This window comes from Curtobacterium sp. MCPF17_046 (assembly GCF_003224295.1).
Lineage (GTDB): Bacteria > Actinomycetota > Actinomycetes > Actinomycetales > Microbacteriaceae > Curtobacterium.
Window position 1 is genome coordinate 128797 of sequence record NZ_QKLB01000001.1, and the last position, 25329, is coordinate 154125.

The window sequence follows — 25329 nt, forward strand, 5'->3', positions numbered from 1 at the left end:
CCGTCGCCAGGTCCTGACTCCCGCGGAGTACTGCGGAATTGCCGGACGCAACAAGGCGTCCCGAGCGCAACGAAGATGCGCGCCGCGCCGGGCACACCGACTCCGATGTTGCCCCCGAAGCTGCGATCGTGCGTTACAGCGGTGTAAACAATCCGTTCCCGGAGCGCTCCGTTGTCTGGCAGGGTGTGACCATTGAACGTCCCTGCGACCGGTCACAGCCCGTTCCACCTCGGTCCCAGGACTCCTGCAACCACACCAGAGAGGCAATCGGACATGGCATCCGTTCCCACATGGGGCAAGCGCACCCTCGCGCTGGGCGCCGGCGCGGCAGTGACCGCGCTCGTGCTCACCGGCTGCGCAGGCGGCACCAGCGGCGGCACCGGCGACCTGGACGGCCTGATCATCGGCACGACCGACAAGATCACGTCGCTCGACCCGGCCGGCTCGTACGACAACGGCTCGTTCGCCGTGCAGAACCAGGTCTTCCCGTTCCTCATGAACACCCCGACGGGCAGCCCGGACGTCGAGCCGGACATCGCCACGAAGGCCGAGTTCACCGACCCGACCACGTACGAGGTGACCCTGAAGAAGGGCCTCCAGTTCGCGAACGGCAACGACCTCACCTCGAGCGACGTCAAGTTCTCGTTCGAGCGTGACCTGAAGATCAAGAACGACAACGGCCCGTGGTCGCTGCTCGCGAACCTCAAGAGCATAGAGACCCCGGACGACACCACGGTCGTGTTCCACCTCGACCACGCCGACCAGACCTGGCCCCAGGTGCTCTCGAGCCCCGCCGGTCCGATCGTCGACGAGGACGTCTTCTCGGCGACCGAGCTCACCAGCGCCGAGGACATCGTCAAGGGCAAGGCCTTCGCCGGCCAGTACACGATCACCTCCTACAAGGAGAACGACCTCATCGCCTACAAGGCGAACCCGAAGTACGACGGTGTCCTCGACAAGGCGAAGACCAAGGACGTCACCGCGCAGTACTTCACCAAGGAGACCGACCTCAAGCTCGCCGTCCAGCAGGGTGACGTCGACGTGGCGTACCGCTCCCTGACGCCGACCGACATCTCGTCGCTCCGCAAGGACGACGCGCTGCAGGTCATCGACGGCCCCGGCGGTGAGATCCGCTACGTGGTCTTCAACTTCGCGACCCAGCCGTTCGGGACCGACCAGGACGGTGCGGACGAGGCGAAGGCCCTCGCCGTGCGCCAGGCCGTGGCGGACGTCGTCGACCGTGACGAGCTCGCGAAGGAGGTCTACAACGACACCTACACGCCGGTCTACTCGATGGTGCCGGACGGACTGACGGGCGCCGCGACGCCGTTCAAGTCGCTCTACGGTGACGGCAACGGCGCCCCGGACGTCGACAAGGCGAAGAAGACCCTCGCCGACGCGGGTGTCACGGGCAAGGTCGAGCTCGACATCCAGTACTCGCCGGACCACTACGGCTCGGCTTCGGACGACGAGTACGCGACGCTCAAGACGCAGCTCGAGGACTCGGGGCTGTTCACCGTCAACATCCAGTCGACGGTCTACACGACCTACGCGGTCGAGCGCACGAAGGACGCCTACCCGCTGTACCAGCTCGGGTGGTTCCCGGACTTCTCCGACGCCGACAACTACCTGTCGCCGTTCTTCACGAAGGACAACTTCGTGCAGAACCACTACGACGACCCGACCATCCAGGGTCTGATCGCCGACGAGCAGGAGGAGTCGGACGCGGACAAGCGCGCCGCGGTCATCGAGAAGGCCCAGCAGCGTGAGGCCGAGCAGATCTCGACCCTCCCGCTCCTGCAGGGCAAGTCGGTCGCCGTGGCCGGCAAGGACGTCAAGGGCGTCACGCTCGACGCGTCGTTCAAGTTCCGCTACGGGACCATCACCAAGTAACCAGACGGACGACCGGGGGTGCTCCCACGAGGGGCACCCCCGGTCGCGTCATGCGAAAGGCACCCACCCCGTGACCCTCACGAACCCCGAGGCGATCGACACGGAGCCGACGAAGCCACAGGCACAGCGACGTGCCAGTGGCGGCGGCGGACTCGGTCGGTACGTCCTCGTCCGCTTCCTCCTGATCTTCCCGACGGTCTTCATCCTGGTGACGCTCGTCTTCTTCCTGATGCGCGTCGTCGGGAACCCGATCACCGCCTCCGTCGGTGGTCGCCTCACGCCGACCCAGCTGCAGGAACGCCTGCACGCCGCCGGCTACGACCGACCGGTGATCGTCCAGTACCTCGAGTACCTCGGCCAGATCGTGCGCGGCGACTTCGGCACGACGTCGACCGACAACCGGCCGGTCACCGAGATCATCCTGCAGTACGGCGGCGCGACCGCCGAGCTCGTCTTCTACGCGCTCATCGTCGCCCTCGTGCTCGGCATCCCGCTCGGCATGCTCGCCGCCTACCTGCGCGACAAGTGGCCCGACGTGCTCCTCCGCGCGCTCGCGATCCTGACCTACGCGACGCCGGTGTTCTTCGGCGGCCTGCTGCTCAAGCTCGTGTTCTCCGTGTGGCTCGGCTGGCTGCCCCTCGGCGACCGCGCGTCGACCCGCGCGCAGCTCATCCTCGACCGGATCGAGAACCCGACCGGCATCTACATCATCGACGCCCTGCGGACGGGCAACGGTCAGATCATCAGCGACGTGCTGCAGCACGCCGTCCTGCCGGCGCTGACCCTCGGCCTGCTCACCGCGGGGATCTTCCTGCGCCTGGTGCGCGCGAACATGATCGGGTCGCTCGGGTCCGAGTACGTCGACGCGGCCCGATCGCGCGGTGTCCGGGAGTCCCGCCTGGTCCGGACGCACGCGTTCCGACCAGCACTCGTGCCGATCATCACCGTGATGGGCCTGCAGATCGCCATGCTGCTCGGCGGCTCGGTGCTCACCGAGACGACCTTCGGTTGGCGGGGCCTGGGCTTCGAGCTCAACCAGTACCTGTCCGCCCGTGACTTCGTCGCCGTGCAGGGCATCGTCGCGATGCTGGCGGTGATCGTCGCCGTCACGAACTTCGTCGTCGACGTCATCGCGGCGCTCATCGACCCGAGAGTGAGGTTCTGACGATGTCCGACATCACCCTCGTCGACCGCCACGAGCCGCTGTGGAAGCGGCTCCCCGTCGTCGTCCAACTCCGTCGGAGCACCGGATGGCAGCGCGCCATGCTCATCGTCGGCGTCGTCATCTGCGCGCTGTTCCTGCTCGTCGCGCTCTTCGCCCCGCTCATCGCCCCGTACGGCTTCGGCCAGCAGCAGGGCGCGGACGGCGTGAACTTCCCGCGCACGGCGGCGCCGAGTGCCGAGCACATCTGGGGCACGACCGTCGGCGGGCTCGACGTCTTCAGCCGCGTCCTCTTCGGCACGCGCACCGCGGTGCTCGTCGTCATCGTCGCCGTGATCGTCTCGATCACCATCGGCGTCCTGCTCGGCATGGTCTCCGGTTACATCGGTGGCTGGCTCGATCGGATCCTCGTGGTCGTGGCGGACGCGATCTACGCGTTCCCGTCGCTGCTGCTCGCGATCGTCGTCTCGATCGTCGTCTCCGGCGGCCGGTCGACCTACTGGGGCGGCATCATCGCCGCGGCGATCTCGATCACGGTCGTCTACATCCCGCAGTACTTCCGCGTGGTGCGTGCCGAGGCCGTCCGTCTGAAGAACGACGCGTTCGTCGAGTCGGCGCGCGTGATCGGCACGAACCCGTGGCGCATCATGACCCGGCACGTGCTCCGGAACTCCACCCGGTCGCTGCCGCTCATCCTCACCCTGAACGCGAGCGACGCCGTGCTGACCCTGGCCGGTCTCGGCTTCCTCGGGTTCGGCATCGGACCGACGCAGGGTGCGGAGTGGGGCTACGACCTCAGCCGTGCACTGTCCGACGTCGCCAGCGGCGTCTGGTGGACGGGCGTCTTCCCGGGTGTCGCCATCGTGCTGCTCGTCCTCGGTGTCACGTTCATCGGTGAGAGCCTCAACGACATCTCCGACCCGCGTCTCCGTGCGCGTCGTCGGCTGAAGCAGCTGGTCTCCACGCGTCGCGCGGCGGCCACGACGGAAGGAGCGGGCTCGTGAGCGACGTCCCCTCGGGCCTCCGGTCCGACACCGGCCGGACGGCAGCCGACCCGGTGGTCGTCGTCGACGACCTGACCGTCACCTTCGCGACCGACGGCGGCGCCGTCGACGCGGTGAAGGGCGTCAGCCTCGACGTCCGCCCGGGTGAGGTGCTCGCCCTGGTCGGCGAGTCGGGCTCCGGCAAGTCCGTGACGGCGCGGAGCATGCTCCGGCTCATGCCGGAGACCGCGACGCTCGGCGGCGCGGTGCTGCTCGACGGCACCGACGTCGTGTCGGTGGGCGCGCAGAAGCTCCGCGACCTGCGGGGCACGGCCGGCGCGATGGTGTTCCAGGAGCCCTCCACGGCCCTCAACCCGGTCTTCACGGTCGGCTGGCAGATCGCCGAGGGCCTCCGGGCGCACGGCGGGGTGTCGAAGAAGGAGGCGCGCGCCAAGGCGATCGACTACCTCGGCCGCGTCGGCATCCCCGACCCGGAGACCCGCGTCGACCACTACCCGCACCAGTTCTCCGGCGGACAGAAGCAGCGCGTCGTCATCGCGAGCGCGCTGGCCCTCGAGCCGAGCGTCATCATCGCCGACGAGCCGACCACCGCGCTCGACGTCACCGTGCAGGCCGAGATCCTCGACCTGCTCCGCCGGTGCCGTGACGAGTTCGGTGCGGCGATCGTCGTCATCACGCACAACATGGGCGTCGTGGCCGACCTGGCCGACCGGGTCGCCGTCATGTACCAGGGCGAGATCGTCGAGGAGGCGCCGGTGCACCAGCTATTCGCGGCGCCCCAGGCCGACTACACGAAGCGCCTGCTCGCCGCGGTGCCCCGGCTCGAGGCGTCGACCGGCGTCGCCCGGCGTGCGGCGATCACCGAGGACGTGGAGCCCGTCGTGTCCGCGAAGGGCCTGGAGATCGTCTACCCGGGCCGGCTCGGCGCCGCGCCGTTCCGTGCTGTCAAGGGCGTCGACCTGTCGATCCGTCCCGGCGAGGTGCTCGGTCTGGTGGGGGAGTCCGGATCGGGCAAGACCACCATCGGCCGCGCGATCGCCGGTCTGACGAAGATCACCGGCGGCTCGCTCGAGGTGCTCGGGACCGAGATGCTCGGGTACAAGGAGCGCGACTTCAAGCGGCTGCGGAAGGACATCGGGTTCGTCTTCCAGGACCCGGCGACGTCCTTCAACCCGCTGCTGACGATAGCCGAGGCCGTCGCCGAGCCGCTCGTCGTGCACGGAGTGGCCTCGTCGCCGCGCGCGGCCCGCAAGCAGGTCGACGAGCTCATGGAGGCCGTGCAGCTGCCCGCGGCGTACGGCGACCGGTACCCGCACGAGCTCTCCGGCGGACAGCGGCAGCGTGCGTCGCTCGCCCGGTCGCTCGCGCTCCGGCCGAAGCTGCTCATCGCCGACGAGCCCACCAGTGCGCTCGACGTGTCGGTGCAGGCCCGCGTGCTGGAACTGTTCCTCGAGTTGCAGCAGGACTTCGGCTTCGCGTCGCTGTTCATCAGCCACGACCTCGCCGTCGTCGGCGCGCTGTCCGACCGGATCGCGGTGCTGTACCGCGGCGACCTGGTCGAGACCGGCACCACCGCGCAGGTCCTCGGCGCGCCGCAGCACCCCTACACGCAGCGGCTGCTGGCCTCGCTGCCGGTGCCGGACCCGGAGGAGCAGGCCGAGCGACGGCGTACGCTGGAGCGACTGGAGCAGGCCGGAGCCTGACCGCTCGGTCAGGACCGACGGCAGCACGACCAGCCTGGAGGCCCGGCCCCCGTCCGCGACGCACGTCGCGTCGGCGGGGCGGCCGGGCCTCCCGACACGGTGCCGCAGCAGGGTGCGCGCGGCACGAGAAGGGGTTGCATGACCGGGGAGAACGGGCCGGCCGTCGTCGCGGACGACGTCAGCATCGAGTACCGGGGCGGTGCGGTCACCAGCCCGATCCGGGCCGTCGACGGCGTGAGCCTGTCACTCGGCTGGGGTGAGGTGCTCGCGGTCCTCGGTGCGTCCGGTTCCGGCAAGTCGACCTTCGCGGCGGCGGTCGCGGGTCAGCTCGGCACGAACGGCGAGGGCGAGGGTGCGCACCGGCGTCGGGTCATCGGCGGGGAGCTCACCGTCCTCGGCGAGCGGATGCGCCGGATCCGGCCGTCCTCGCGACGCCACGCACGGCTGACCGGACAGATCGGCTACCTGCCGCAGGACGGCGCGGACCGCCTCCGCCCCGACCTGCTCGTCGGCGAGGCCATCGCCGAACCGATCTACGCGCGCGACCGCCGGTTCGACCGGAAGGAGGCCGGGCTCATCGTGGCGCGGCTCGTCGACGCCGTGCACCTGCCGCTCGGGGTCCTGCGGTTGAACACGTGGGAGCTCTCCAGCGGCCAGCGGCAGCGCGTGGCCCTGGCCCGTGCGCTCGTGCTCGAACCGCAGCTGCTCGTCGCCGACGAACCCGCGCGCGGTGTCGACGTCCTCGTCCGCCAGTCCGTGCTCGAGGCCCTGGTCGGCCTGCAGCGGAAGCGCGCGTTCTCGGCGATCGTGGTGTCGAGCGACCTGCGCGAGGCCCGGGCACTCGCGGACCGGGTGGCCGTCATGAACGAGGGCCGGCTCGTCGGGCTCGGGACCTTCGACGAGGTGCTCGACAACCCGCTCGACCCGTACGTCCGGACGCTCGCCGCGACGGCGTCGCGCCCGGTGAAGCGCAAGCCGGTCGCGGCCGGCCGAGGAGGGGTACGACAAGCATGAGCGAGCAGCACCAGCACCGCGGACACCGGGCGGTCGTCACCGACGGCGGGCGTCCCCTGCCGGTCGGGCCGCCCACCCCGGGTGCCGTGACGATCCTGCCGACGCCCACCGATCTGCACGAGGACGCCGTGCGGCAGGCGGGCGGGACGCTCGCCGACCTCGGCAGTGACACGCGGGGCATCGTCTGGCTCGACGCGAGTGACCCCGACGGCCTGCAGCAGGCGCTGACGACCGCCCCGGGGGTGACGTGGGTGCAGCTGCCGTTCGCCGGCGTGGACGCGTTCGCCCACCTCATCGCGGAGCACGGCGACCGCGTGCTCTTCACCTCGGCCAAGGGCGCCTACGCCGAGCCGGTCGCCGAGCACGCCCTCGCGTTGACGCTCGCGACCCTGCGGGTGCTGCAGAAGCGCGCCCGCACGACGACCTGGGGCCGCGAACCGGAGGGCCTGTCGCTCTACGGCCGGCACGTCGTCCTCATCGGCGCCGGCGGGATCGCGCTCGAGTACCTGCGCCTCGTCGCGCCCTTCGACGTCCGGGTCACCGTCGTCCGCCGTTCCGCCGACGACGTCCCCGGCGCCGACCGCACCGTCACGACCGACCAGCTCGACGACGTGCTGCCGGACGCCGACGTCGTCGTGGTCGCCGCCGCGATGACGGCGGGGACGTCCGGCCTGCTCGGCGCGCACCAGTTCGCGCTCATGCCCGACCACGCCCGACTGGTGAACATCGCCCGTGGCGGGCTGGTCGACACCGACGCACTCGTGGACGCCCTGCGGTCCGGGAGCATCGCCGCCGCCGGACTCGACGTCACCGACCCGGAGCCGCTGCCCGACGGGCACCCGCTGTGGAGCGAGCCGGGCGCCCTCGTCACGCCGCACCAGGCGGACACCCCGGACATGGTCGCGCCGCTGCTGGCGGAGCGGGTCGGCACCAACGTGGCGGCGTTCCTCCGCGCCGACGGCACCGGCTTCATCGGCGTGGTCGACCCGGCCGCGGGGTACTGACGATCCGCCCCTGACCAGGGCTTCCCGTGCGGCACGCCCGGGATGCGCGACCGATGCGCGGGACGCTGGACGTTTGCTGCTATGCTGTTACCCGCTGTTCAACCGCTCTCCGGCGGAGGACACAGTGATCCTCGATAGCTCAATTGGCAGAGCAGCCGGCTGTTAACCGGCAGGTTGTTGGTTCGAGTCCAACTCGGGGAGCGACAGGCCCTCACCCTCCGGGGTGGGGGCCTCTTGCGTTCCGGCCCGGCTCGCCCGTCCTTGCGCGACTCGCCCGTTCCGGCGCGACCCGTGTGCCGCACGGCGCGGGCCTGCCGTTCCCGGGCGCCGTGGTGCGCATCCTCAGCCGATCGTCCGCCCGATGCTGTTAACGTCCACAGGTGCCCCGTCGTCCCCGCCGCTCCGCGACCACCGTCGCCGTGCTGGCGCTCGGGCTCGCCGTGGCGGCGCTCACCGGGTGCTCCTCGGCCGATGACATCACGGACCGCGCGGTGGCGGAGGAACCGACGTCGTCCGCGAGCACCGGGGCGTCGGGCCCGAGCGGGTCGGCACCGATCGTGTTCGCCTTCACCTGCGCCGTCGGCGACGGACCGGAGACCGAGACCTACACGACCGCCGCGGCCGTCTGGGAGGACGGCAGGACCTCGTGCACGGCGGCACCGATCACGGGCACCGAGCCGTCGGAGCAGCAGCGGTCCGCCCTGGCCGCCACGGAGGGCGACGCGACGCTCGAACAGCTCGCGGCAGCGTGCGCCGTCAGCGGGACGGCGCCGTGGACGGGTGCCGTGACGAGCCGGTCGCAGGCGCACCTGGCGGCCGGGCTCGAGCGCTACTGCCCGGGGCACCCCGAGATCGACCGGCTCCGGGACGCCCTGGACACGTACCGGGGCTGACGCCCGGCTGCCGGACGCGGTGTGCCGGTGGAGCGTTCAGCCCTCGGGGTGGTCCCGACCCGGCAGCCACGACTTCCCCGGACCGCCCCAGCTGTTCTTCCGCACGGCCTTCTGCGCCTGCTTCGCGTACGGGTGCACCAGCCGGTCCGCGTACAGCAGGCCGTCCAGGTGGTCGTACTCGTGTTGGAACACCCGAGCGAGCCACCCGTGCGCCTCGATCTCGAAGGGTTCGCCGTACTCGTCGACCGCGCGGAGGAGGGCGCCCTCCGACCGGCGCAGCGGGAAGCGCTCCCCGGGGATCGACAGGCACCCCTCGGACTCCTCGTCCTCGTCGAGCTCCTCCACCGACTCCGGCAGCGGGGGAGTCGTCCACAGCACCGGGTTGACCGCGACACCGCGCCACAGCACGCCGTCGTCGTCCGTCCACGAGTAGACGAACAGCCGCTTGCCGACACCGACCTGAGGACCGGCGAGGCCGACACCGGGAGCGAGGTCCATCGTCTCGACCATGTCGGCCACGAGTGCGCGGAGGGCGTCGTCGAAGACGGTCACCTCGGTCGCGGGGGTGTGCAGGACGGGGTCACCGGTGATCCGGATCGGCAGGACGGGCATGCTCCCAGGGTATCCGCGCGGGTCGGATAGCCTCGACCCGTGACACCGGACCTGCCGATCCCCGACGTGGTGCAGAACCTGACCCCGTTCCAGGCCCTGATGATCCCCGTGGCACTGGTCGGTGCGGTGTTCCTGTCGCTCGGTGCGCAGTTCCAGAGCCGCGGCGTCCAGCGCGTCGAGGCCCGGCTGGGGCAGCAGTCGAAGGGCCTGTCCGTCCGACACGTCCTGGCCCTGCTCGGCAGCGGCAACTGGGTGCTCGGCACGCTCATGCTCGGTGCCGCCATCGTGCTGCAGCTCGTCAGCATCACCTACGCGCCGCTCATCGTCGTCCAGCCCCTCGGTGCGGTCGCCCTGGTGGTGACGACGTGGTTCTCGTCCCGCAGCAGCGGCGTCCCGCTCGGCACCCGGGCACGTCGGGCGGTGTGGACGTGCATCGGCGGCGTCGGCCTGTTCGTGCTCATCGCCGCGCTGTACGGCCGGGAGAGCCCGATCGGGCGCGGGCAGCTCATCACCGTCCTCGTGGTCCTGGCGGTCGTGCTGGGGCTCGTCGTGGTGTCGTTCCGGCTCGTGGCCAAGCGGCGGAACGCGCTGTACTACATCATCGGCGCCGGGGTCCTGTACGGCTTCGTCGCGACGCTCGCCAAGGTCACGCTGAACCGCATCGTGAACGGCACGTTCGACTGGGTGACGGTGTTCGCGATCGTGGGGGTCGTCGTCGCCTCGGCCGTCGGGGCGTACTTCGTGCAGAACGCGTACTCCAGCGGGTCGGCCGACCTGGTCATCGCCGGCCTCACGGTCGTCGACCCGATCGTCGCCGTCGGCATCGGCGTGATCGTCCTCGACGAGGCCGCCGGGGCGCCGGTCGGCGCCGGCATCGGCTTCCTCGTCGCCGGGGCGATCGCGATCACGGGCGTGTTCCTGCTCGCGAAGCACCATCCCGACACCCGCCGCTAGCGGGCGGACGGGAGGCGTGCCTCCCGTCCGGCACGACCCCGGGGGATGACCCGGGTCAGCCGCGCGGCGGAGGCGGGCGGCCAGAGGGGTGCGGTAGCGTTCCGAACCGACCAGACCGGCCGTCCGTCAGGACGCGCGCCGGTGACCGCGACGAGAGGACGACCCCCGCCGTGCCAGCAGACGCCAGGACCGAGACGACCGACACCACGGCCGCCACCGGGGGGCGACGGCCGCTGCGGGTGCTCATCGCCGCCGACACCTTCGCGCCCGACGTGAACGGTGCGGCGACCTTCACCGAGGAACTCGCGGTCGGGCTCGCGCAGCGCGGGCACGAGGTGCACGTCATCGCCCCGTCCTGGAACCGGACGCACCACGGCTCCTTCGACGAGGAGTACCGCGGCGTCACGCTGACCGTCCACCGGCTGGCCTCGTACCGCTGGCCGGCACACGCCTGGTACCGGTTCGCGTGGCCGTGGACGGTCCGCAAGCACACGGCCCCGGTCATCGACGCACTGCAGCCCGACGTCGTGCACATCCAGTCCCACATCGTGGTCGGCCGCGGCGTCGCCCGCGAGGCACACGACCGGGGCATCCGGATCATCGGCACGAACCACTTCATGCCCGAGAACCTGCTCGAGTACACGCCCTTCGGCAAGCGGACGACGCCCATCGCGCTCAAGATCGCCTGGCGGGACGCGGCGAAGACCTACCGGCTCGCCGAGGCGATCACGACGCCCACCGAGCTCGCCGCCGACTACCTGCGCGACGCGATCGCCGGGCAGCCGGTGCTCGCCATCTCGTGCGGGATCGACGCCACCCGGTACACGCCGGCGACCGGACGGCCCGCCGGCAACGACATCGTGTTCGTCGGCCGGGTCGCGCCCGAGAAGAACCTCGACGTCGTCATCCGTGCGCTGCCGCTCCTGCCCGCCGCGCTCGACGCCCACTTCACGATCGTCGGCGACGGCGACATGATCCCGAAGCTCACCGCGCTCGCGCAGGAGCTCGGTGTCGAGGACCGGGTGCGCTTCCTCGGGTTCGTCCCCGACGAGGTCAAGCTCCGCACCCTGACCGAGGGCACCGTGTTCGTGATGCCGTCGACGGCCGAGCTGCAGAGCATCTCCTCGCTCGAGGCGATGGCCTCCGGGCTGCCCGTCGTCGCGGCCGACGCGATGGCGCTCCCGCACCTCATCGACGGCAACGGCGCCCTGTTCGCGCCGGGCGACGAGCACGACCTCGCCGCGAAGCTCGCCTCGGTGCTCACCGCACCCGACGACGAGTACGCCCGCATGCGCGCACGCAGCCTGACGATGATCGAGGCACACGACATCAACCGCACCCTCTCCACGTTCGAGGCGCTGTATCGTGGGGAGCCGGTGGCCGCTGGCCCCGAGGGGCGGTAGCCAAGCTGGTCAAGGCAGTCGGCTCATAACCGAACGATTCGCGGGTTCAAGTCCCGCCCGCCCTACGTGCACCTGCCGTCCAAGAAGCGCCCTCCCGAAGACACGAGTCACGCGCCCACCCCGAACGTGATGTTCGAGGTGAGCCGGGCCGGCACCGGTGTGCGCGTCAACGCCTTCCGCATCGGGTTCATGGGTGCGATCGGGGTGCTCGTCGCACTGTTGGCCGGCACGCTCATCCACGAGCTGAGCACCGTCCTCGTCTACATCGGCGTCGCGCTGTTCATCGCGCTCGGCCTCGACCCGCTCGTGACCCTGCTCGAGCGGTACATCCCGCGGTGGTCGGCGATCCTCGTCGTCGTCGTCGCGGTGCTCGGCGCGTTCGTCGGGGTCGTCTTCGCGATCGTGCCGCTGCTGGTGGAACAGGCCACGAACCTCGTCCAGAACTTCCCCGAGATCGTGGACGACATCTCGCGACAGGGCTGGGTGCAGGACCTCTCGCGACAGTTCGAGGGGTCGTTCGACGTCGACCACGCACTGGAGTCCGCGCAGAAGTTCGTCGAGAACCCGGGCAACCTGCTTTCCCTCGGCGGCGGCATCCTCGCCGTCGGCAGTGGCATCCTCTCCGGCCTGACCGGTGCCCTCATCGTCATCATCCTGATGCTGTACTTCCTGGCGTCGATGCGCGGCCTCAAGACGATGGCGTACCGGTTCGTGCCGGCGTCCCGTCGGGAGAACTTCGTCGCGGTGAGCGAGGAGGTCACGTCGTCGGTGGGCCGCTACGTCGTCGGCCAGATCACCCAGGCCGGCATCAACGGTGTGCTGAGCATCATCTGGTTGCTCATCATCGGAGCGCCCCTGCCCGTGCTGCTGGCGACGTTCGCGTTCCTCGGGTCGCTCATCCCGCTCGTCGGCACGATCGGCGCCGCGGTGCTCATCTCGTTGCTCTGCCTGTTCGCCTCGCCGGCGACGGCACTGGCTGCGGCGATCTACTACCTCGTGTACATGCAGGTCGAGGCGTACATCATCTCGCCGCGCATCATGTCGCGGGCCGTGCAGGTCCCCGGGGCCCTCGTGGTCATCGCCGCGGTCGCCGGAGCGACGGTGGGCGGGGTGCTCGGCGCGCTCGTGGCCGTGCCGGCAGCAGCGTCGGTGATCATCATCGTGCAGAAGGTCATCTACCCGCGTCAGGAACTGGCGTAGGGGATCCGGCTCCACGGTCTTCGTCCGGGTGCTTGCCGTTCCCGGTCGGCAGCTGGCATGATGAGCGTGTCCTGCGGGACATCACAATCGCATACCGATGGTCCCGAACGGGTCCTCCGCAGTCCAGGTCGATGGGGAAGTCGCACCTGACGATCGGAGGAATCGTGACTGGGACAACGTCAGGAGTGCTCTACGTGCACTCCTCACCACGCGCGCTCTGCCCGCACGTCGAATGGGCGGCAGGTCGCGCGATGGACCGCGCCGTGAACTTCTCGTGGCTCGACCAGCCCGCGCTCGACGGCTCACGTCGCACCGAGTTCACCTGGTCCGGCCCCGTCGGGTCCGGCGCGGCGATCGCCTCCGCCCTGCGCGGTTGGGAGCACCTGCGGTTCGAGGTCACCGAGGACGCCACGGCGCATTCCGACGGCGGCCGGTGGATGCACACGCCGGACCTCGGCGTCTTCTACGCCCAGACCGACGTCACCGGGAACATGGTCGTCCCCGAGGACCGGGTCCGCTACGCCATGGAGGTCGCCGGCAGCAACGCCCTCGACCTGCACCGCGAACTGCGACTCGCGCTCGGTCAGGCATGGGACGACGAGCTCGAGCCTTTCCGGCACGCGGCCGAGGGCAACCCGGTCGTCTGGCTCCACCGCGTGGGGTAGTCCCGGGCCTGCTTCCTCCGATCGACGGCGTCGCCTCTGCCGAGGCGGCGCCGTCGTCTGCGTCGTGGGGCAGGGGTCCGACGCGCGCGGGCCCCTGCGCCGAGGTTCCGGAATCCGCCCATCTCGCGCGCCGAGAGCGGCACATCGTGGAACCACGACGGACGTGAGCGGCACGTCGTGCGACCGCGGGCGACCGCGGGCGACCGCGGGCGCCCTCGGGCGACCTCGGGCAGCGGGGGGCCGACGGGCAGCCGGGAGGCCCGGCGCGCCCGGGCGCAGACGTCCAGGTTCCGGGATCCGCGGACTTCGCGCGTCGAGAGCCGCACATCGTGGGACCTGGGCGGACGTGAGCGGCACGTCGTGCGACCGCGGGCGACCTCGGGCAGCCGGGAGGCCCGGCGCGCCCGGGTGCAGACGTCCAGGTTCCGACATGCGCGGACCTCGCGCGTCGAGAGCCGCACATCGTGGGACCTGGGCGGACGTGAGCGGCACGTCGTGCCACCGCGGAGGGGGCCCGGGAGCGCGTTGACCGGCGGCGCACGCAGGACGACGGAGGCCCGCCCCGCGACGCGGGACGGGCCTCCAGGCCGACGGCGGATCAGACCGAGCGGAACGCGACCACGGCGTTGTGCCCACCGAAGCCGAACGAGTTGCTCACCGCGAGCAGGTCGCCCGCCGGCAGCTCCCGCGGAGCGGTCGCGACGTCCATCACGATCTCCGGGTCCTGCTCGGTGAGGTTGATCGTCGGCGGTGCGAGACGGTTCTCGAGTGCGAGGACGGTGAAGACCGCCTCGATCGCGCCGGCGCCGCCGAGCAGGTGCCCGGTCGATGCCTTCGTGGCGGACACGACGACCTGGTCGAGGTGGTCGCCGAAGACCCGACGCATCGCGTGGTACTCGGCCACGTCGCCGACCGGGGTCGACGTCGCGTGGGCGTTGACGTGCGCGACGTCCGAACGGCTGGCGTCCGCGTGCTCGAGCGCCATGATGACCGCACGGGCGGCGGCGGAGCCCTCGGGGTCCGGAGCGGTGATGTGGAAGGCGTCGGACGTGATGCCGGAACCGGCGACCTCGGCGTAGATGTGTGCGCCGCGGGCCTCGGCGTGCTCCTTCGTCTCGAGGATGAGCGCGGCGGCGCCGTCGGCGAGCACGAAGCCGTCACGGGTGACGTCGTACGGACGTGACGCGGTCGCGGGGGAGTCGTTCCGACGCGAGAGCGCCTGCATCGCGGCGAACGCCGCGAGCGGCAGCGGGTGCAGCGCGGCCTCGGCACCACCGGCGATGACGATGTCGGCGTCGCCGAAGGCGACGTGACGGTAGGCCTCGGCCAGGGACTCCGTGGAGGATGCGCAGGCGGAGAGGTAGGTGCGGGCGCCACCACGGGCGCCGAACTCCATCTCGATGGCGGCGGCCGGGCCGTTCGCCATGAGCATCGGGACGGTCATGGGCAGGACGCGTCGGGGACCGCGCTCCCGCAGGGTGTCCCATGCGTCGAGCAGCGTGTTGACGCCGCCGATGCCGGTCGCCCAGTCGACGATGAGCCGCTCCGGCACGACGGACTCGGCGTCGATGCCGGCGTCGGCCCAGGCTTCACGAGCCGCGATGAGCGACAGCTGCGAGGACGGGTCGAGACGCTTCGCCTCCGGGCGGGTGAGCTGGTCGGTGACGAATCGACGCGCCTGACCGGCGAACTCCACGGGGAGCTCGAGCTCGGCGTAGCGCGTGTCCTCGATGCGGGTGATGCCGGACTCGCCGGCGAGCAGGGCCGCCCAGGATTCCTTGGCGGTCGCAGCGAGGGGACTGATCGCACCGATCCCGGTGACGACGACGGTTCTCTTGGTCATGGACGACGGTTCTTTCTGCGAGGGACAAGACGAGCGCCGCGGGCCACGACTCGAGGGTCAGCGGCCCGCGGCGCTCAGGAAGCTCGTTTCAGGCCTGGGCCTTGACGATGAAGTCGACGGCGTCGCCGACGGTCTTGAGGTTCTTGACCTCTTCGTCGGGGATCTTGACGTCGAACTTCTCTTCGGCGTTCACGACGATGGTCATCATCGAGATGGAGTCGATGTCCAGGTCGTCGGTGAACGACTTGTCAGCGGCGACGGTGTCGGTGGCGATACCGGTCTCGTCGTTGATCAGCTCGGCCAGGCCGGCGAGGACTTCTTCGTTGGACAGGGCCATGAGTGTTCTCCTTGAGGGGGGTGTCGTTTGACCGTGGGACAGCCTAGGGCACGGGCACTGCCCGCGCCCGGAGGCGCGAGGGGACTAGGGGAGGACGACCACCTGCGCGCCGAACACGAGTCCGGCGCCGAAGCCGATCTGCAGGGCGAGTCCGCCCGACAGTTCCGGGTGCTCGGAGAGCAGGCGGTGCGTGGCGAGCGGGATGCTCGCGGCCGAGGTGTTGCCCGTCGTGGTGATGTCACGGGCGATGGCGACGGTGTCCGGGATCCCGAGCTGCTTGGCGAACTCGTCGATGATCCGGATGTTTGCCTGGTGCGGCACGAACGCCGCGAGCTGGTCGGCGCGGACACCGGCGGCCTCGAGCGCCTGGCGTGCGACCTTGACCATCTCCCAGACGGCCCAGCGGAACACGGTCTGCCCGGCCTGACGCATCGTCGGGCGGGGGGCTCCCGCCTCCCACTCGTTGTAGGTCGCGGTCATGCCGATCGCGTCCCACTTCGAGCCGTCGGAGCCCCAGATGCTCGGCCCGATGCCGGCGGTGTCGCTCGGACCGACGACGGCCGCGCCCGCCCCGTCCCCGAGGAGGAACGAGATGGAGCGGTCGGTCGGGTCGACGACGTCGCTGAGCTTCTCGGCGCCGATGACGAGCACGTGGTCGGCGATGCCGGACTTGATGAACGAGTCCGCCTGCGCGATCCCGTACGCGTATCCGGCACACGCGGCGCTGATGTCGTACGCCGCGGCCGGTGTGGCACCGATCCGCTCGGCGAGCAGGGACGCCATCGACGGCGTCGCCACGGTGTGGGTGACGGTCGCGACGAGCACGACGCCGATCTGGTCGGGGGTGAGCCCGGCCTTCTCGATCGCCTCGCGCGCGGCGGCCTCGGCGAGGTCGACTGCTTCGACGTCGCGGCCGGCGCGCATGCGGGTCACGATGCCGGTGCGCTGGCGGATCCACTCGTCGGAGGAGTCGATCGGACCGACGAGGTCGTCGTTCGGGACGACGTTCTCGCCGCGCGCGGCTCCGAAGGCGAGGATGCGGGTGAACTCGTGGCCGCGTCGCTGGGACAGGACCGGTCGGTCGCCGGCCTGGAGGCCCGTGCCCGCGTCCGTTCCGCCGGTGGCGTCCGTCTCGACGGCGGTGGTGCTGGCGTCGGTCATCGGGCGGCCTCCGTGGACTGGTCTGCCTCCGGGGACTCGTCGGTGGCGCTCTGCAGCAGCTCGACGGCGGCGGGCAGGTCGTCCGGGGTCTTGATCGCGACCGTCGGCGTGCCGCGGAGACCGCGCTTGGCGAGGCCGACCAGGGCCCCGGCCGGTGCGAGCTCGATGATGCCGGTGACGCCGGCCTGCTGGAAGGAGGTCATGACGGCGTCCCAGTGCACCGGGCTGGCGATCTGCCGGACCATGAGGTCGACGAAGCGGCGGCCGTCCCGCACCTGCGACCCGTCGGCGTTCGTCCAGAGTGGGAGGGTCGGGTCCTGCACGGTCGCGGCCGCGGCGACGGGGGCGACCCGCTCGACGGCCGGCGCCATGAAGCGCGTGTGGAAGGCGCCGGCGACGGCGAGGGGGACCACGCGGGCCTTCGCGGGCGGCTGTTCCGCGAGGCGGGCGATCGCGTCCGCCGGACCGGCGACGACGGTCTGACCGCCGCCGTTGTGGTTCGCGGCCGTCAGCCCGAGGGAGTCGAGCAGGGCGGCGAGCTCGTCGGCGTCACCACCGAGGACCGCGGCCATCGAGGTCGGCTCGAGTGCGGCGGCGTCGGCCATCGCCCGGCCCCGTTCGGCGACGAGCGACACGGCGTCGGTCGGGGTGAGGACCCCGGCGACGGCGGCGGCGGTGAACTCGCCGACCGAGTGGCCGGCGACACCACCGACGAGGGCGCGGCGGTCGTCGGCCAGCAGGGCGTCGGCCGTGACGAGCCCGGCGGCGACGATGAGCGGCTGCGCGAGGGCGGTGTCCTTGATGGTGTCCGCGTCGGAGTTCGTCCCGTGTTCGGCGAGGTCCACGCCGATCGCGTCGGACCACTGCCCGACGCGGTCACGGACGGCGGCGTCCTCGAGCCAGGGGGCGAGGAAGCCGGGGGTCTGGGAGCCCTGTCCGGGCGCGACGACGACGATCACCGCTCAATGATGCCGGGCGGTCACCGTCGGGCACGTGTGGACTCCCCACACGGATTGCCGGGATGCCTTGTAGGAACCCCACCCGGTGGGGTCGTCAGCGGCGCGTGGGGCGACGGCGCGTGGACGCCGCTTCGGACATCGCGCCGAGGATGAGCGCGGACTGCACGATGAGGGCGTCCCGCGCGTGCGTGGCGTCCCACCCGATGATGTCCGCGACGCGGCGGAGGCGGTAGCGGACGGTGTTCGGGTGCACGAAGAGTTCACGCGCCGTCGCCTCGAGCGACCGACCGGTGTCGAGGTAGCACCACAGGGTCTGCAGGAGCTCGGTGGACTGGTCCTTGAGCGGCGTGTAGATCCGCTGCACCAGGGCCGAGCGGGCGAGGGGGTCGCCCGCGAGCGCACGTTCGGGCAGCAGGTCGTCGGCGAGGGCCGGTCGTGGTGCGCCCCGCCAGGCCCGGGCAACGGCGAACCCGGCCAGGGCGGCCTTCGCGCTGGTCGAGGCGTCGACGACCCCGGGGACCTCGTTGCCGAGCACGAGGTGGCCCTCGCCGAACAGCGGTTCGAGCTCCTGCGCGATCGACATGAACGACACGGGTTCCTCGCCCTCGGGCACGTCGTCCCGCGGGGTCGCCCGGCCGATGACGACCACGAGCCGCGAGCCCTGCACGCCGATGAGCACGTCGGCGTCCTGGTGGCGGGCCGTCCGGCGGACCTGGTCGACCTCGAGCTGTTTCGGCGCCGTCCCGACCAGGACCGCGACCTCGCCGTGCCCGTGCCAGCCGAGGGCGGCGATGCGCGACGGCAGCTCGTCGTCGTACTCGCCCGACAGGATCGAGTCGACGACGAGGGCCTCGAGCCGGGCGTCCCACAGCCCGCGGGCCTCCGCCGCACGGGCGTAGACGTCGGCCGCCGCGAACGCGATGTCGCGCGAGTACTTGAGGATCGCCTCCTGCAGCATCTCGTCGTCGGCGGCGCGCTCCTCGACCACGGTCACCACGACACGGATGAGCTGCAGGGTCTGCTGCAGGCTCACCGAGCGGAGGAGTTCACGCGGAGCCGAGCCGAACACGTCGGCGGCGGCGATCCACGGGGTGGAGGCGCTGCCCTCGAGCCACGAGATGAACGACGTGATGCCGGCCTGGGCCACCATGCCGACGGCCGAGCGACGGCCCGGGGGCATCTCGCTGTACCAGGGCAGGGTGTCCTCGAGCCGCTTGATCGTCGCGGTCGAGAGTTCGCCCGACACCTGCCGGAGCCAGGAGAGCGCCCGTTGCCGGTCGTCCTCCCGGCCCGCGGCGGTGGCGGTGCGGGGTGTGGTCACGCGGAGATCAGCTCTCGCCGCCCGCGCTGCCGGTCGTGCCGGCGGTCACGTCGTGCAGGCGGTACTTGTCGATCGCCTGCTGGAGGACCGACGCGTCGAGCTTGCCCTGCCGGACGAGCTGCTGCAGCGTCCGCACGACGACCGAGGGACCGTCGATGTGGAAGAAGCGGCGCGCTGCCGGACGGGTGTCCGAGAAGCCGAAGCCGTCGGCACCGAGCGTGGCGTAGTCGGACGGGACGAACGGACGGATCTGCTCCTGCACGGCGTGCATGAAGTCGCTCACCGCGACGACCGGGCCCTCGGTCCCGAGCAGGCGCTCGGTGACGTACGGGGTGCGCGGCTCGTCGTTCGGGTTGAGGAACGCGTGCTGCTCGGCGTCCACCCCGTCGCGGTACAGCTCGCCCCAGCTCGTGACGCTCCAGACGTCGGCGGACACGCCCCAGTCCTCGGCCAGGAGCTGCTGCGCCTCGAGGATCCACGGCACGGCGACACCGGACGCGAGCAGCTGGGCCTTCGGGCCGTCGTGCTCGCTCGGCTTGAGCAGGTACATGCCCTTGACGATCCCCTCGACGTCGACGCCCTCGGGCTCGGCCGGCTGCACGAGCGGCTCGTTGTAGACCGTGAGGTAGTACATGACGTTCGGGTCGTCGTGCGACGGGGAGCCGTCCTCGTTCGTGCCGTACATGCGCTCGAGGCCGGTGCGCACGATGTGCCCGATCTCGTAGCCGTAGGCGGGGTCGTACGAGACGACGGCCGGGTTCGTCGCGGCCAGCAGCGGCGAGTGGCCGTCGGCGTGCTGCAGGCCCTCCCCGGTCAGGGTGGTGCGACCGGCGGTTGCGCCGATCATGAACCCGCGGGTCATCTGGTCGCCGGCGGCCCAGATCGCGTCGCCGGTGCGCTGGAACCCGAACTGCGAGTAGAAGACGTAGACCGGGATGAGCGGCTCGCCCTGCGTCGAGTACGAGGTGCCGACGGCGGTGAACGCCGCGAGGGCGCCCGCCTCGTTGATGCCGACGTGGATGATCTGGCCCTGCGGGCTCTCCTTGTACGCCAGGAGCAGCTCGCGGTCGACCGACGTGTAGTGCTGGCCGTTCGGGTTGTAGATCTTCGCCGTCGGGAAGTACGCGTCCATGCCGAACGTGCGGGCCTCGTCCGGGATGATCGGCACGACGCGGTTGCCGAAGTCGGGCGAGCGGAGCAGGTCCTTCAGCAGACGGGCGAACGCCATCGTCGTGGCGACCTCCTGCTTGCCGGAGCCCTTCTTGACGATCTGGTACTTCGACTCGTCCGGCAGGTTGACCTGCGTGTACTTCGTGCGACGCTCCGGCACGTAGCCACCGAGTTCACGGCGGCGCTCGTGCATGTACTGGATCGCCTCGTCGTCGTTGCCCGGGTGGTAGTACGGCGGCGTGTAGGGGTTCTCCTCGAGCTGCGCGTCCGAGATCGGGATGCGCATCTCGTCGCGGAACTGCTTGAGGTTGTCGAGCGTGAGCTTCTTCATCTGGTGGGTCGCGTTGCGGCCCTCGAAGCTCGGGCCGAGGCCGTAGCCCTTGACCGTCTTCGCGAGGATGACGGTCGGCTGGCCCTTGTGCTCGGTCGCCGCCTTGAACGCCGCGTAGACCTTGCGGTAGTCGTGGCCGCCGCGCTTGAGGTTCCAGATCTGGTCGTCGGTGTAGTCCTTGACGAGCTCGAGCGCCTTCGGGTCGCGCCCGAAGAAGTTCTCGCGGACGTAGGCACCGTTCTCGGCCTTGTACGTCTGGTAGTCGCCGTCCGGCGTCGCGTTCATCAGGTTGAGGAGCGCACCCTCGGTGTCGCGGGCGAGCAGGTCGTCCCACTCGCGGCCCCAGACGACCTTGATGACGTTCCAACCCGCGCCGCGGAAGAACGCCTCGAGCTCCTGGATGATCTTGCCGTTGCCGCGCACCGGGCCGTCGAGGCGCTGGAGGTTGCAGTTGATGACGAAGTTCAGGTTGTCGAGGCCGTCGTTCGCCGCGACCTGGAGTTGACCGCGGGACTCGACCTCGTCCATCTCACCGTCGCCGAGGAAGGCCCAGACCTGCTGCTCGGAGGCGTCCTTGATGCCGCGGTTCGACAGGTACTTGGCCTGCTGCGCCTGGTAGATCGCGTTGATCGGGCCGATGCCCATCGACACGGTCGGGAACTGCCAGAAGTGCGGCATGAGGCGCGGGTGCGGGTACGAGGACAGTCCGCCGCCGGCGTGGGACTTCTCCTGGCGGAAGCCGTCGAGCTGGTCCTCGCTCAGGCGGCCTTCCATGTAGGCGCGGGCGTACATGCCGGGGGAGGCGTGGCCCTGGAAGAAGACCTGGTCCCCGCCCGACGGGTGGTCCTGCGCGCGGAAGAAGTGGTTGTAGCCGACCTCGTACATGGCGGCGCTCGACGCGTACGTCGAGATGTGGCCGCCGACGGCGATGCCGGGGCGCTGCGCGCGGTGCACCGTGATGGCCGCGTTCCAGCGGATCCAGCGGCGGTAGCGGCGCTCGAGTTCCTCGTCGCCGGGGAACGTCGGCTCGTCCTCCGGGGCGATCGTGTTGACGTAGTCCGTCGTCGGGACCATCGGCACGCCGAGGTGCAGCTCGTTCGAGCGCTTCAGCAGGCTCTGCATGATCTCGCGGGCCCGCTGGTGCCCGTGCGTCGCGACGAGACCGTCGAGGGACTCACGCCACTCGGCGGTCTCCTCCGGGTCCTGGTCCTGCCCTGCGGTGCTGCGCGGGTCCTGGTCGTTCACCGTCACCGTTGACCTCGTTCGTTCTCGTGGTGGTGGACATGTCGAGCCGTCGGTGGTCGGATCACGACCGGGGACGGGCCGCGTCCACTCTAGGCCCACGCACCGACGGCGATGCTGATGACGACGCGGTCCGGACGGCACTTGCGTTCGCGGGCCGTCGGCGTAGCATGGCCGACCGTGCGTCCGCGACCGGTGGATGCGTGGAACCGACGGGCACACCCAACGCCCGGGGAGAGAAGCACCACCACGATGGCACTGGAGATCGGCTCACTCGCGCCGGACTTCGAGCTCCCGAACCAGTTCGGTGAGCACGTCCGACTCAGCGACCACCGCGGCCACCGCCCGGTCGCCCTCGTCTTCTTCCCGCTCGCGTTCTCGTCCACCTGCACCGACGAGCTCTGCACGCTGCAGGACAACATCGCGATGTTCCAGGACCAGCGCATCGAGCTGATCGGCATCTCGGTCGACTCGAAGGCGACGCTCCGGTCCTTCGCGCAGGCGAACGGCTACGACTTCGAGCTGCTCGCCGACTTCTGGCCGCACGGTGCCGTGTCCAAGGAGTACGGCGTCTTCCTCGAGAAGAAGGGCTTCGCCACCCGCGCGACCTTCGTGATCGACGTGCAGGGCCGCATCAAGGCGTCGATCATCACCGAGCCGGGCGTCGCCCGCGACGTGACCGAGTACCGGGCCGCCCTGGACCGCCTCGCCGCGTGCTCCGCGCCGGTCCCGGTCAGCTGACCCGGGCCTCCCGGCCGCTGCGCGCCCGCTGACGGACGCCCACCTGCCCTCCCCGGCACGGTCTGCTCCGAACCCCTGACGGTGCCCGAGCGCACTGGACTGGAGGCACGGTGACCGCCACCGACACCGGCTCGGCCCCGCAGGTCGGCGGGGTCCCGGACGGCCGCTACGCGCCGTACCCCGTGGTCGACGACCCGGCCCGCTGGGGGCTGACCACGACGACGACCGCGACGGACGCCGGTCCGGCCGTCGTCCACCACCGCCGCGGTGTGCGGCCGCTGCTGTTCCTGCACGGCGTCGCCGGGTCGTGGTCGACGTGGACGCCGCTCCTGGCGGCAGCGGACGGGCTGCCGGGCCGCGGCCTCGTGTTCGTCGACCTGCCCGGGTGGGGGTCGTCGCCCGCGCCGGAGGTCCCGCTCGACGTGGACGACTCCGCCCGGGTGCTCGTCGCGGTGCTCGACGCGCTCGGCCTCGACGACGTCGACGTGGTCGGGCACTCGATGGGGGCCTTCGTCGGCCTGCACCTCGCCGTCGAGCGACCCGCTCGGGTGCGGTCCCTCGGGCTCGTCTCGGGGACGACGTTCGCGACCGCGGCGGCATCGCGACACCCCGTGCAGGCGCTGCGGTCCCTGCCGGCGTTCACCCTGTTGCGCGCCGGGCTCGCCGTGACCCGCGGGTCCGCGCACACCGTCCTGCGGGCGCTCGCCCGGGTCGGGCTGCTCCCGCTCCTCGCGGCACCCGTGTTCGCGGCCGTGCGCCGACTCGACCACAGCGTCCTCGACGCCTTCGTCGAGGAGTTCCGGCCGGCCGGGTTCCTCGGCGCAGCCCGCTCCGCGGCACACTACGACACCCGTCGCTGGTCCGCCGTGCGGTGTCCGGTGGTGGCGGTCGCCGGGCGGCAGGACGTGTTCGCCCGGACCGACGACCTCGACCGGTTGCGGCGGGCGCTGCCGGACGTGCGGACCGTGCTGCTCGAGGACTGCGGGCACTTCGCGCACGTGGAGCGGCCGGACGCGGTCGTCCGGGAGCTGCTCAGCTGAACTCGATCGGCGTCCCGATCGGCAGCCCGGCCAGGGCCTCGGTCATCGCCGCCGAGATGCGGACGCACCCGTGCGACGACCCGTTCGGGTCCGGGTAGTAGTGCAGGGCGGTGAGGGCGGCGTTCCCGCCGTAGCCGGCGAGCGTCGCGGAGTGCGCGCCGGTCAGCGAGATCGGGTGCCCCTGCGTGTACGTCACCTGCGGGTCGACGTAGTTCGCCTCCATGTACGTCTTCGTGTCCGTCGGCGTCGGGTCCTGCGGGGTGCCGAGGCGCGCGGCCTCGCTCGTCTGCACCGAGCCGTCGCGACGGACGATCGCGATGGTCGACGCCTGGTTGTCCACACGTACGACGCGGTCGATGCCGGTCAGGGTGAAGTCCGCGGCGCGGGCCCACGCGAACGTCGCACTCGGGGCGGTGGCGACCCCGCCGTCGCCCGGTGTCCGGTTCCGCGAGGGCGTCGAGACGAGCACCATCCCGCCGTCCTGTCCGGGCGAGCGGTCCCAGACGGCGGTGACCGTCGGGGTGTCCAGCGTGGACACCGAGGACGACAGCGTGGCGACGGGAGCGGCGTCGGCGTCGGGCGAGGCGTACAGGGGGACGAGCGCGGTCTTCGGGGTCGCCGTCGTCCACCGGTTCTCCGCCTCGACCTGCGACCCGTCGACGAGCCCGCCGATCACGGCGTCGTGGAACGCGAGCGGCAGGGCGGCCAGGGCGGCGTCCGACGGCCGTGCGGGGACGGCCGGCAACGGCGTGCGCGACGGCGTCGGGGTGGGCGTGGCGGACGGCGCGGCCGCGACGGGCGTGGGGCGGGCCTCCTGGCCGGTGCCGGAGAGCGCCCAGGCGGTCGTCCCGGCCACGACGACGACGGCGAGTGCGCCCACGCCGACGATCCACCGTCGTCGCGTCCCGTTCTCTGGTGCGTCCGGTCGCGTCCCGTCCGCTGGTGCGTCCGGTCCCGGTCTGCTGGACGGTTCCGACATGTGCGCCACCCCCTCAGGTACAGCTTCCCAGACCGCGGCTGGGGCCGACCGTGGATGCGCGGGTGCCGCCCGCTCAGCGGTACTGCGGCGGCCAGTCGAACGGCGCCGGGCGGTGCGGGACCTCGCCGATCGTCGTGACGGCCAGGGCGATCTCGCGCCGGTTCGTCAGTGCGATCGAGCGGGGGTTGCCGAGGAAGCGCTTCCCGTCCACCCACACGGTGAGGTCGCCACGGAGCCCGCCGACGTGGGCGGGACCGAGGGAGACGCCCCACTCGTCGAAGAACTGGCCGAGCGTGAAGGTCTCGCGGGTCGGTGACTCGACGTGCAGGATCCCCGAGGTGTCGTGCGTGTGGAGCTGTGCGGCGAAGTGCTCGGACGCCGAGTGGCCGACGTTCCCCGGCACGACGACCGGGGAGTCGCCGTCCGTGATCGACAGGTGGGTGTGGACGTGTTCGGCCAGCCGCTCACCCCAGACGTCCTGGAGCCCGGCCTGGTCGGCGCGGTGCTCCAGGTCCGTCGGTCGGGGCCACGGGGGAGCCGCCGTGCTCGTGTCGGAGCCGGGCACCGAGCAGCCGGCGAGCAGGGTGCCGAGCAGGGTCACGAGCGCGGTGGCCGTGACGACGGTGGAGGAGCGGCGGTGCATGAGCGCGAGCGTAGTCAGCGGCGCGGCACCCTTCTCGGCGCACCCGTAGGATGTG

The 25329-nt window shown here is 71.4% G+C and carries 22 protein-coding genes and 2 tRNA genes; 15 read left to right on the forward strand and 9 right to left on the reverse strand.

Features of this window, described 5'->3' with window-relative positions; genetic code table 11:
* The first annotated feature begins 273 nt into the window (after positions 1–273).
* The 8 genes from DEJ32_RS00570 (at position 274) to DEJ32_RS00605 (ending at position 8673) form a co-directional block, all read left to right on the forward strand.
* Complete coding sequence (locus DEJ32_RS00570; protein ID WP_110899979.1) at positions 274–1893, forward strand: ABC transporter substrate-binding protein; 1620 nt, start codon at positions 274–276, stop codon at positions 1891–1893.
* 70 nt (positions 1894–1963) lie between these two features.
* On the forward strand, positions 1964–3058 hold the full coding sequence (locus DEJ32_RS00575) for an ABC transporter permease (RefSeq protein WP_110825332.1): 1095 nt from the start codon (positions 1964–1966) through the stop codon (positions 3056–3058).
* A gap of 2 nt (positions 3059–3060) precedes the next feature.
* Positions 3061–4059 (forward strand): ABC transporter permease, encoded by a 999-nt coding sequence (locus DEJ32_RS00580; RefSeq protein ID WP_110825333.1) that lies wholly within the window; start codon positions 3061–3063, stop codon positions 4057–4059.
* Positions 4056–5762 carry an ABC transporter ATP-binding protein gene (locus tag DEJ32_RS00585; RefSeq protein WP_375342303.1) on the forward strand — a complete coding sequence of 569 codons (1707 nt, stop codon included), beginning with the start codon at positions 4056–4058 and terminating at the stop codon, positions 5760–5762. Before DEJ32_RS00580 ends, DEJ32_RS00585 begins: the two co-directional genes overlap by 4 nt.
* Before the next feature lie 138 nt (positions 5763–5900).
* The gene (locus DEJ32_RS00590; protein ID WP_110825334.1) at positions 5901–6776 is read left to right on the forward strand and encodes an ATP-binding cassette domain-containing protein; all 876 of its coding nucleotides are present in this window, start codon (positions 5901–5903) and stop codon (positions 6774–6776) included.
* Complete coding sequence (locus DEJ32_RS00595; RefSeq protein WP_110899980.1) at positions 6773–7780, forward strand: D-isomer specific 2-hydroxyacid dehydrogenase family protein; 1008 nt, start codon at positions 6773–6775, stop codon at positions 7778–7780. Before DEJ32_RS00590 ends, DEJ32_RS00595 begins: the two co-directional genes overlap by 4 nt.
* A 128-nt stretch (positions 7781–7908) precedes the next feature.
* Positions 7909–7981: transfer RNA gene (locus DEJ32_RS00600), tRNA-Asn, on the forward strand.
* A 179-nt stretch (positions 7982–8160) separates the two neighbouring features.
* The gene (locus DEJ32_RS00605) at positions 8161–8673 is read left to right on the forward strand and encodes a hypothetical protein (protein WP_110899981.1); all 513 of its coding nucleotides are present in this window, start codon (positions 8161–8163) and stop codon (positions 8671–8673) included.
* A 36-nt stretch (positions 8674–8709) separates the two neighbouring features.
* Here DEJ32_RS00605 and def read toward each other — a convergent pair whose 3' ends face one another.
* Positions 8710–9285, reverse strand: coding sequence for a peptide deformylase (gene def, locus DEJ32_RS00610; protein WP_110825337.1), 576 nt, complete (start codon positions 9283–9285; stop codon positions 8710–8712).
* Positions 9286–9324: 39 nt separating this feature from the next.
* Between def and DEJ32_RS00615 the strand changes: the two genes are divergently transcribed.
* From DEJ32_RS00615 to DEJ32_RS00635, 5 genes are all read left to right on the forward strand, one after another.
* Positions 9325–10239 (forward strand): multidrug DMT transporter permease, encoded by a 915-nt coding sequence (locus DEJ32_RS00615; protein ID WP_181419591.1) that lies wholly within the window; start codon positions 9325–9327, stop codon positions 10237–10239.
* Positions 10240–10409: 170 nt separating this feature from the next.
* Complete coding sequence (locus tag DEJ32_RS00620; protein WP_258368851.1) at positions 10410–11642, forward strand: glycosyltransferase; 1233 nt, start codon at positions 10410–10412, stop codon at positions 11640–11642.
* Positions 11633–11707: transfer RNA gene (locus DEJ32_RS00625), tRNA-Ile, on the forward strand. Before DEJ32_RS00620 ends, DEJ32_RS00625 begins: the two co-directional genes overlap by 10 nt.
* 64 nt (positions 11708–11771) lie before the next feature.
* Positions 11772–12842 (forward strand): AI-2E family transporter, encoded by a 1071-nt coding sequence (locus tag DEJ32_RS00630; RefSeq protein WP_258365971.1) that lies wholly within the window; start codon positions 11772–11774, stop codon positions 12840–12842.
* 131 nt (positions 12843–12973) lie between these two features.
* On the forward strand, positions 12974–13507 hold the full coding sequence (locus DEJ32_RS00635) for a DUF3145 domain-containing protein (RefSeq protein WP_110899982.1): 534 nt from the start codon (positions 12974–12976) through the stop codon (positions 13505–13507).
* 598 nt (positions 13508–14105) lie between these two features.
* Here the strand turns inward: DEJ32_RS00635 and DEJ32_RS00640 are convergent.
* The 6 genes from DEJ32_RS00640 to aceE all read right to left on the reverse strand — a co-directional run bounded on the left by DEJ32_RS00640 (position 14106) and on the right by aceE (position 21880).
* Positions 14106–15350, reverse strand: a complete 1245-nt coding sequence (locus tag DEJ32_RS00640; RefSeq protein ID WP_110825339.1) for a beta-ketoacyl synthase — start codon at positions 15348–15350, stop codon at positions 14106–14108.
* Between the two features lie 88 nt (positions 15351–15438).
* Positions 15439–15687: an acyl carrier protein gene (locus DEJ32_RS00645; RefSeq protein WP_058741348.1), complete on the reverse strand. Its 249-nt coding sequence runs from the start codon at positions 15685–15687 to the stop codon at positions 15439–15441.
* Positions 15688–15771: 84 nt separating this feature from the next.
* A complete protein-coding gene (locus DEJ32_RS00650) occupies positions 15772–16848 on the reverse strand; it encodes a beta-ketoacyl-ACP synthase III (RefSeq protein ID WP_258368852.1) in 1077 nt (358 codons plus the stop codon).
* Positions 16845–17807: an ACP S-malonyltransferase gene (locus DEJ32_RS00655; protein WP_110899983.1), complete on the reverse strand. Its 963-nt coding sequence runs from the start codon at positions 17805–17807 to the stop codon at positions 16845–16847. The genes DEJ32_RS00650 and DEJ32_RS00655 overlap by 4 nt, the downstream gene beginning before the upstream one ends.
* Positions 17808–17901: 94 nt before the next feature.
* Positions 17902–19128, reverse strand: coding sequence for a CdaR family transcriptional regulator (locus DEJ32_RS00660; protein WP_110825341.1), 1227 nt, complete (start codon positions 19126–19128; stop codon positions 17902–17904).
* Between the two features lie 7 nt (positions 19129–19135).
* Positions 19136–21880, reverse strand: coding sequence for a pyruvate dehydrogenase (acetyl-transferring), homodimeric type (gene aceE / locus DEJ32_RS00665; RefSeq protein WP_110899984.1), 2745 nt, complete (start codon positions 21878–21880; stop codon positions 19136–19138).
* A gap of 243 nt (positions 21881–22123) precedes the next feature.
* On the opposite strand from aceE, the gene DEJ32_RS00670 reads away from it, so the two are divergent.
* Together DEJ32_RS00670 and DEJ32_RS00675 are read left to right on the forward strand one after the other, a co-directional pair.
* Entirely contained in the window at positions 22124–22612 is a 489-nt protein-coding gene (locus tag DEJ32_RS00670; RefSeq protein ID WP_110825343.1) for a peroxiredoxin, read from the forward strand.
* Between the two features lie 110 nt (positions 22613–22722).
* On the forward strand, positions 22723–23652 hold the full coding sequence (locus DEJ32_RS00675) for an alpha/beta fold hydrolase (protein ID WP_181420539.1): 930 nt from the start codon (positions 22723–22725) through the stop codon (positions 23650–23652).
* Here the strand turns inward: DEJ32_RS00675 and DEJ32_RS00680 are convergent.
* Positions 23645–24532 (reverse strand): L,D-transpeptidase, encoded by an 888-nt coding sequence (locus DEJ32_RS00680; RefSeq protein WP_110899986.1) that lies wholly within the window; start codon positions 24530–24532, stop codon positions 23645–23647. The two genes, DEJ32_RS00675 and DEJ32_RS00680, sit on opposite strands and share 8 nt — an antisense overlap.
* 172 nt (positions 24533–24704) lie before the next feature.
* Positions 24705–25274, reverse strand: a complete 570-nt coding sequence (locus DEJ32_RS00685; RefSeq protein ID WP_110899987.1) for a hypothetical protein — start codon at positions 25272–25274, stop codon at positions 24705–24707.
* Between the last annotated feature and the right edge of the window lie 55 nt (positions 25275–25329).